Origin of the sequence: Chamaesiphon sp., from assembly GCF_041737865.1 — a bacterium.
Taxonomy (GTDB): Bacteria; Cyanobacteriota; Cyanobacteriia; order Cyanobacteriales; family Chamaesiphonaceae; genus Chamaesiphon.
Genome location: NZ_JBGSQZ010000102.1, coordinates 1 through 6,609 on the forward strand (window position 1 = coordinate 1; position 6,609 = coordinate 6,609).

Here is a 6,609-nt window from a genome sequence, read left to right on the forward strand (position 1 = left end):
TATTAGATAAAATACTATTTTACAGTTTTGCTATCTTTTTTGTCCACAGATTATATTTCGGATTGGTCTAATTACTAGAAGCATTGGCAGATCCAATATCTGCCAATGTTTTATTTTTTACTAACCTGCTTCCTCCCCTGATACTCCCGCACCACAGGCATTAACCCCGAATCCCACAAACACTGAGCATCAGCATAGCGATCGCGTAATTCTGAGGGAATCAAAGTACATTCACCATAAGCCAGCCCAGCATTGAGGAACGATCGAGATTCAGGCTTGCCTATAATCTTCGGAAGGTTCCAAGTATAGCCTCGGAATTCTTTAGTGAATATTCGACAGGTACCGCCGCCAATGAGAATATCAGTTACTTCAGATAACTGAGTATTGAGCCATTGAGAGATCGATCTCCAGTACATTTTTTTTGCTGACTCAATTGTGTCAACCAATTGCTCTAGTTCCTGTTTGCGATCGACATCCTTGGTTTTCAACAGCAGGTCATAAAGATATTTTGGATTTGAGGCAGATTCACTAATTTCGGCGAGCAGGTATCGAGCTACCGATCGAGTGATATCGTATTCACTGTACCCAGAAGTGTTGCTCTGAATTTCCCTAACCATTGAAACAAAGCCGAGATCCGAACTCTTATAAGTAGCAGGTACCCCCCGATCGACTAAGTAAGTACTGACATTTCGATGACCCATCATCACTATCCCCAACACTCGATCGCGGCATTCAGGGAAACATTTTTGATAGTGCATCGCTAATCCGCCACCTTCAGGATGGCAGCTAAAATACATCAGTTTAGCTTGGAGCTTGCCGATGGGAGTATCGAAGGACGCAAGTGCAGTTGTCAGGTCGCGATCGAGAATGTCTCTATCTTTCAATTCCCCAGGTGGCAAGAGACAGTATAGGAACAACTTTACTTTTCTGCCCATTCCCAGTTTTTCAACAGCGATCGAGACAGCCGTTAAAATTCTCTGGACTGCATAGTTAGACTTTAGTAATGCTAAATCGGTAGTCGATTTGAACTTTCTCCTTGCTAACCTCCCGACTGCATAGTACCTGGAATCAAACCCGACAAAGGCATGGTCTTCAGCATGACCCTGAAAATCATTGCGGCGAAAATCCCTGAGACAACTTTCAGGGACTTCAATGATTTCTGGTTCGATCGCCAAATATTGAGGTAGTCCACTCGTGTCATTTGCATATAAGACTTTAATGAGGCTGCTACCTAAGTCTACGGTCACATATAGTTCCATCACTTTTTATCCTGAGCAAATTCTACGTTGTCAAGCGAGATAATTCTCTCTTCATCCCAAGTATCATCATTCTCGTCACTGTTGGCAAAGTTGATATTTATGGACTCTGGGATGCCTTCTGGGATAGACTCTAGCTGCACAGGATTCGAGTCAAGAAGATTGCAAGCTGCCAGCATTCCGTGATTAATCTCGATTTGAGCCTTTAATCTAGCGTTCGATTCAATTCCGACAATCTTAGTCTTAAATCGATCGCTATTAGCTAGGATCATCGCAGTCAGTAAAAATTTATCCCTGACAGCTTCCATGATTGCTCCAGATATCCCCGACTCCAAATCGATCAAGTACTTGCGTAATAGTTGATGCTCTGGGTTGTCAGGGTCGGGAGTGAACTCAATTGTTACTTTTCGTTTTGCCATGATTATCACTCAACTTTAGATCTCTAGTAGTTACTATACTGATTTGACTATACTACGTCTGTATTTCAAGCATTAATTATTTACTACTATCGGCAACTATTTTGTATTAATATGGTATCTTTTTGCTTTACTGGAACTACTTAATTTGTACCGATGTTTTGAAGGTGTTTCATCGGCATTTTCCCGATGTTTTATGGGTATTTCATCGGTGCAGCGATCGAAGCCCTAGAACTGCCTTTCAACTTGCATCGGCATTCTCCCGATGTTTTACGGGTATTTCATCGGGAGAATGCCGATGCAGTAAAGTTAAAGCCATCTTAGCTTCTAAGTTGTAATTACAAATATTTGTTAGCTATCAAATATACTATTTTTCTCTTAGAACCTTATCAGGACTAAATCTTGGCGATTTTACTTATTTGGAGAAGGCAGGAAAATATGATATTTAACGCCAAATAGTTGTGTGAGGTGTTGACGTTATTTAGCAAAAACAGCATAGTGTATAGAAGCCCTTGTCGATGATGAAGAGCGCAAGATACATCTTGCACATATTTGTGTTTGCCTAACGAGCGATCTCCCATCTCTTTTGCGCCTAATTACTATCAACAACCAATTGTCCCAATCTGCCCTCAAGCCCTTAAAAACAAGATATTTGTGAAACTGATAAGTTTCTAGTAGTAACATGGCAATCGCCTTTGTACGATCGATAGTAGCAGGACGCAGTGGTGGCAAAAGTGCGATTGCAATGGCGGCATATCGTGCTGGCGAGAAGATTCAAAATCAGATTACTGGCAAACTCCACGACTACACTAAAAAGCGCGGCGTAGAACATTCAGAAATCCTTACCCCAATTCCGGCGACAGGTAGAAATGAATGGCTGACCGATCGCGCCGAACTGTGGAATCGAGTCGAATTAAAAGAAAAACGTATCGATGCCCAACTCACTCGTGAAATCACGATCGCCATCCCCCGCGAACTAAACCATAACGATCAAATCGATCTCGTCCGCGAATACGTTCAGTCGAGCTTTGTCGATCGCGGCATGATTGCCGATATTAACCTTCACCACCTAGACGGTAACAATCCCCATGCTCACGTCATGCTTACCATGCGGGAACTAAGGATCGATAGTGAGGGTACCGTCAGCTTTGGCAATAAAGATCGAAGTTGGAACGATCGCAAGCTTTATCGCAGTCAAAAACTCGCATGGGACAAATTAGCCAATGGATATCTCGAACGCGCTGGCTCAGACGTTCGGATCGACTCTCGCAGCTATGCCGAACAAGGCATCGACAAACTCCCCCAAATCCATCTAGGAGTATCGGTCGCGTCGATGAAATCAAGAGATATCCCAACCGATCGTGGAGCTGAGTACGATCGGATCGAATGGATCAATCACAACATCGCTGCTCAATTTGAAGAGATTTACAATCTGTCGGATCTAGAAGAACCACTCACAGCTACACCTCCAACCACTATGCCCAAAAATAAAGCCCAAGAGCGCAAAGATGCCGATTTCATCTACGTCGCGGCTGAATATCCAGACCTCAAACAAACTTCAGAGTATAAAGCAGCAGCACAACGATCGAAAGAACGTTACGCTCGTCAGTTTAAAACCATTGCCAAGCGAATCACACCATCCACAACTCCCGAACCCCCAATTGTCAAATGGGAGCCAACCCTACGTCAACAGACCGACCCTGAGTTAGTTACAGCCATTCTGACAGCAGCAGAACGATTAGGAGAAGACAGCTACACTGCTAATCGCTATCAGGTGAGAGTTATCACAGAAAATATCGAAATCGATTATGACGGCTCACCTGTGATGGTTATCGATCGCAGTGTCGATCCGCCAGAGTCACAGTTACTCGAACTTACCCATACCCTCAATCAGTACGAAGCTAGCTTGGGTCGCTCAATCGACGCAACGATGGCAGATTTAACCGCCCAGTACGAAGCCGAGCAATTGGCTCAACAGCCCAATGCAATAAAATTATCACCACAAGTAGAAATCGAGCTTCAGCCCGAACTAGAGGAAGATCTGTACCCCAATATCGACTTTAGCGACTCCTTCCCAGATCGAGATCGCCAGCGCAGTCGTCAGCAAAATCCAGGTCTATCACGTTGAAGTTTCGTGTTCAAAACTTGCCTAATATTACTTTAAAATAGAGATATATCACAGCAGAATGGGAATAATAAGGTTAACAATAACTATATTTCTCATGAATGAAGAATATCAGAACTCTCAATATCTCTTAAAGCTTTATAGTGAAACGCATGATATTAAAATTAGGAATAAGATTGTGATGTTAAACTATGGTTTGGTCAGAAAAGTTGTTCACCGTTATACGATTAATGGTAAATATAATGAAGATTTAGAACAAGTAGGTGCAATTGGTCTAATTAAATGTATCGAGAGATTCAATTTAAGTCGAGGACTTAAATTGAGTGCTTTTGCCATTTCATACATCGACGGTGAAATTAAACATTACCTTCGCGATCGAGTCGAAGAAATTAGGTTTCCTCGCCGCTGGCAAGAGATTTATTACAAGGTTCAATCACTTAAACTTAGAATGCTCAAGGCTGAAAATCGCGTTCCCAGTAATCAGGAGATTTGTGAATTACTTGACATTACGCCGAAACTTTGGGATGAAATTCAAACGATCAAAGAAAATATTAAGCCAATTAGTCTGAATAAACAACTTCCTGGAAATAAAAATTCTGAATCGCTCGAACTCGGTGATACGCTCTGCGATCGAAGCAACGATGAATTCTATCGCAATCGTGAAGAACTAGAAATGATTTACGCTGCTGCCCAGCAGCTAGATAAACCTAAAAGAGAAACATTTTTTCTAGTTAGCCTGCAAGGATTAAATTATAGAAACGCAGCTAAAAAATTAGATGTTCATCATCTAACTATCAGCCGAAGACTAGATAAAGCTGTTCTCGAAATCAGAGAGACAATTCAAGCGTATTTTTAATAATCTCAGCCGATTGCATATTCGATCGGCTGAGAATAACTTTTAAGTTCAATTATCAATGCGATCGGCAGTTAGATCTAAGTTTGCCTCCAATCGCTCTCGGCAAAGAGTGAGACTTACCGATTTTATCTGTTCTATGCTAAGAAAGCTCAGTGCAGCAGTATATCGATCGCTGACCCCTGGCTGTCGCAAAAATGTAGTTATCCATCCATCGTGAGGATAGGAATCGACAATACCCTTTAAGATATTTCCGTCGTAAATTTCATAGCTGTCATCTACTGCTAGTAGCACCAAGCCAACCCGATCGCAAATTTGGTGAGAACGCGATTCTATCTCCAGGATCTGCTCATTGACACAGCACCAGACTTCGGCTTCAGCTTTGAACTGCCCATGAGTTTCGATGTAAGCCTTGATGCAAAAATATAGCCGCTTGAAGCTAGACTGACTAATTTGATGTTTGCGACACCATGCTCTGAGCCAGTGCAAACATCTAGTGCCAGTCATTTGGAAACAGGCTCGTTGATATTGCTGCTCGGTTAGGTTGTCTGTGAGGATCTGTTGACTGATAAATGTCATTGGAAAATTGGGTAGAAACCCCCATCCAGTAATGGAATATTTTGGTGGGGGAAGGATAGCAGTATGGATCTGTTCGATCGGATGTGAAAAAGCAACTCTACATGTAGTCGATCGCCGCTGCTCTAAACGCCAGGATCTCCTCAACTGCTCCATACAAAAAATCGGGATGGATCATTGAGAGTGCAATCTCATGAGCATCGACCGATTCTAGCCCCTTGACTCGATCGCAGTAGTAAGCCGCTCCCTTCTGTTTGAGATCGCCAATTCTCAAGTTCTCATGGCTGACTTCCACAACATTCTCCCCATCGTTAATCTCACGCTCCTCATGGACATTTAACCAATTCAGGCTCACACCCACGTAGCTACAAACTATTTCTGGATCTAATCCTTGCAGATCGGGTAATGGCAGTGGTTGAAAATGCCGTTCGGGATGGTGCAAAATTGCATCGTGACACTCGGCTGTTAAAGCTTGACGGCTGCTGACTACTCCTCCTAATGAGTTTCCACAAGCATAGCGATCGGCATACAGGTGTCTGCTCAATGGGCATCCAGCACAAGATGTTACCGAGGATTCCTCAGACTCCAGTTGACTCAGTGTGGCGATTAATGGCATATTAGTGATAGATATGTAGTTTTTGATTTACCGTATCAAAGCGATCGTGATTCCTGGCGGGAGGCGATCGCTTTGTCGTGTCTATGCGCTGATTGTTCCGTTCGGATGGGTGCTGCGCTGTCCCTATACCATACTAACTAGTATATCAATATATCAGATATCTGTCAATAGCTATATTCACATTATCATATATCTGATATAATAAGTAAGCAGATTCCCATATAGCTGATATGCTAGTGAGAGGTGAGCTTGGCTATTTAGAATGGAAACTAAAAACTTGAAATTTGTCTGTAAGTTGGAGAAGATCATGAGCGATCGAGAGGTGAAGCCTGTTGAACTATTCAATGATAGCGGCATCAGCATTAACACCATCTACAAATTAACTGGCGGAGGGCGAATCGAGAGAATCGATCGTTCTACGACGGCGAAGATTATGCAGCATTTTAAATGCGGATTCAATGATGTATGGGATATCATCGTCGAATAAAAAAGGAGGAAATAAAGTGCAATCGTTAGAATTCAAGCCAGTATCATTAAATATTTCGGATGTTCGGTTGCAAGTTACGCCGGAGCAATTCGATCGTCTGTGCCAACTCAACCCAGATCTGAGACTAGAAGTAAATAGAGATGGAGAATTAATCGTTATGGCTCCAACGGGTGGTGATACTGGTGAGAGAAATTCTGACCTTAACGGACAGCTTTGGTTTTGGAATCGTCAAGGTTTGGGTAGATTGTTTGATTCATCTACAGGCTATAACTTTGCGGCT

At 42.6% G+C, this 6,609-nt stretch carries 9 protein-coding genes; 5 read left to right on the forward strand and 4 right to left on the reverse strand.

Annotated features, from left to right (window positions below; translation table 11 throughout):
• Window positions 1-110: 110 nt before the first annotated feature.
• The gene (locus tag ACEW9J_RS07270; RefSeq protein ID WP_373544465.1) at window positions 111-1,259 is read right to left on the reverse strand and encodes a hypothetical protein; all 1,149 of its coding nucleotides are present in this window, start codon (window positions 1,257-1,259) and stop codon (window positions 111-113) included.
• Window positions 1,259-1,675 carry a hypothetical protein gene (locus tag ACEW9J_RS07275; protein WP_373544466.1) on the reverse strand — a complete coding sequence of 139 codons (417 nt, stop codon included), beginning with the start codon at window positions 1,673-1,675 and terminating at the stop codon, window positions 1,259-1,261. The genes ACEW9J_RS07270 and ACEW9J_RS07275 overlap by 1 nt, the downstream gene beginning before the upstream one ends.
• A 186-nt stretch (window positions 1,676-1,861) precedes the next feature.
• Here ACEW9J_RS07275 and ACEW9J_RS07280 point away from each other — a divergent pair, with 186 nt between their 5' ends.
• The 3 genes from ACEW9J_RS07280 (at window position 1,862) to ACEW9J_RS07290 (ending at window position 4,653) form a co-directional block, all read left to right on the forward strand.
• Complete coding sequence (locus ACEW9J_RS07280; protein WP_373544467.1) at window positions 1,862-1,996, forward strand: hypothetical protein; 135 nt, start codon at window positions 1,862-1,864, stop codon at window positions 1,994-1,996.
• A gap of 358 nt (window positions 1,997-2,354) precedes the next feature.
• A complete protein-coding gene (gene mobQ, locus ACEW9J_RS07285; protein ID WP_373544468.1) occupies window positions 2,355-3,800 on the forward strand; it encodes a MobQ family relaxase in 1,446 nt (481 codons plus the stop codon).
• Window positions 3,801-3,894: 94 nt separating this feature from the next.
• Window positions 3,895-4,653, forward strand: a complete 759-nt coding sequence (locus tag ACEW9J_RS07290; protein WP_373544469.1) for a sigma-70 family RNA polymerase sigma factor — start codon at window positions 3,895-3,897, stop codon at window positions 4,651-4,653.
• A gap of 48 nt (window positions 4,654-4,701) precedes the next feature.
• Here the strand turns inward: ACEW9J_RS07290 and ACEW9J_RS07295 are convergent, their stop codons facing one another.
• Both ACEW9J_RS07295 and ACEW9J_RS07300 read right to left on the reverse strand, forming a co-directional pair.
• The gene (locus tag ACEW9J_RS07295) at window positions 4,702-5,229 is read right to left on the reverse strand and encodes a hypothetical protein (RefSeq protein WP_373544470.1); all 528 of its coding nucleotides are present in this window, start codon (window positions 5,227-5,229) and stop codon (window positions 4,702-4,704) included.
• Between the two features lie 97 nt (window positions 5,230-5,326).
• On the reverse strand, window positions 5,327-5,842 hold the full coding sequence (locus ACEW9J_RS07300; protein ID WP_373544471.1) for a hypothetical protein: 516 nt from the start codon (window positions 5,840-5,842) through the stop codon (window positions 5,327-5,329).
• Between the two features lie 262 nt (window positions 5,843-6,104).
• On the opposite strand from ACEW9J_RS07300, the gene ACEW9J_RS07305 reads away from it, so the two are divergent.
• Together ACEW9J_RS07305 and ACEW9J_RS07310 are read left to right on the forward strand one after the other, a co-directional pair.
• The gene (locus ACEW9J_RS07305) at window positions 6,105-6,329 is read left to right on the forward strand and encodes a helix-turn-helix domain-containing protein (RefSeq protein ID WP_373544472.1); all 225 of its coding nucleotides are present in this window, start codon (window positions 6,105-6,107) and stop codon (window positions 6,327-6,329) included.
• A 16-nt stretch (window positions 6,330-6,345) separates the two neighbouring features.
• Window positions 6,346-6,609, forward strand: a 264-nt coding sequence (locus ACEW9J_RS07310) for a Uma2 family endonuclease (RefSeq protein WP_373544473.1), incomplete at its 3' end; no start/stop codon positions are given.

Excerpts from the sequence above, each read along its gene's own strand:
- ACEW9J_RS07270 (WP_373544465.1), bottom strand. The coding sequence starts at position 1,259 with ATGGAACTATATGTGACCGTAGACTTAGGTAGCAGCCTCATTAAAGTC.
- ACEW9J_RS07275 (WP_373544466.1), bottom strand. The coding sequence starts at position 1,675 with ATGGCAAAACGAAAAGTAACAATTGAGTTCACTCCCGACCCTGACAAC.
- ACEW9J_RS07280 (WP_373544467.1), top strand. The coding sequence starts at position 1,862 with ATGTTTTATGGGTATTTCATCGGTGCAGCGATCGAAGCCCTAGAACTG.
- mobQ (WP_373544468.1), top strand. The coding sequence starts at position 2,355 with ATGGCAATCGCCTTTGTACGATCGATAGTAGCAGGACGCAGTGGTGGC.
- ACEW9J_RS07290 (WP_373544469.1), top strand. The coding sequence starts at position 3,895 with ATGAATGAAGAATATCAGAACTCTCAATATCTCTTAAAGCTTTATAGT.
- ACEW9J_RS07295 (WP_373544470.1), bottom strand. The coding sequence starts at position 5,229 with ATGACATTTATCAGTCAACAGATCCTCACAGACAACCTAACCGAGCAG.
- ACEW9J_RS07300 (WP_373544471.1), bottom strand. The coding sequence starts at position 5,842 with ATGCCATTAATCGCCACACTGAGTCAACTGGAGTCTGAGGAATCCTCG.
- ACEW9J_RS07305 (WP_373544472.1), top strand. The coding sequence starts at position 6,105 with ATGGAAACTAAAAACTTGAAATTTGTCTGTAAGTTGGAGAAGATCATG.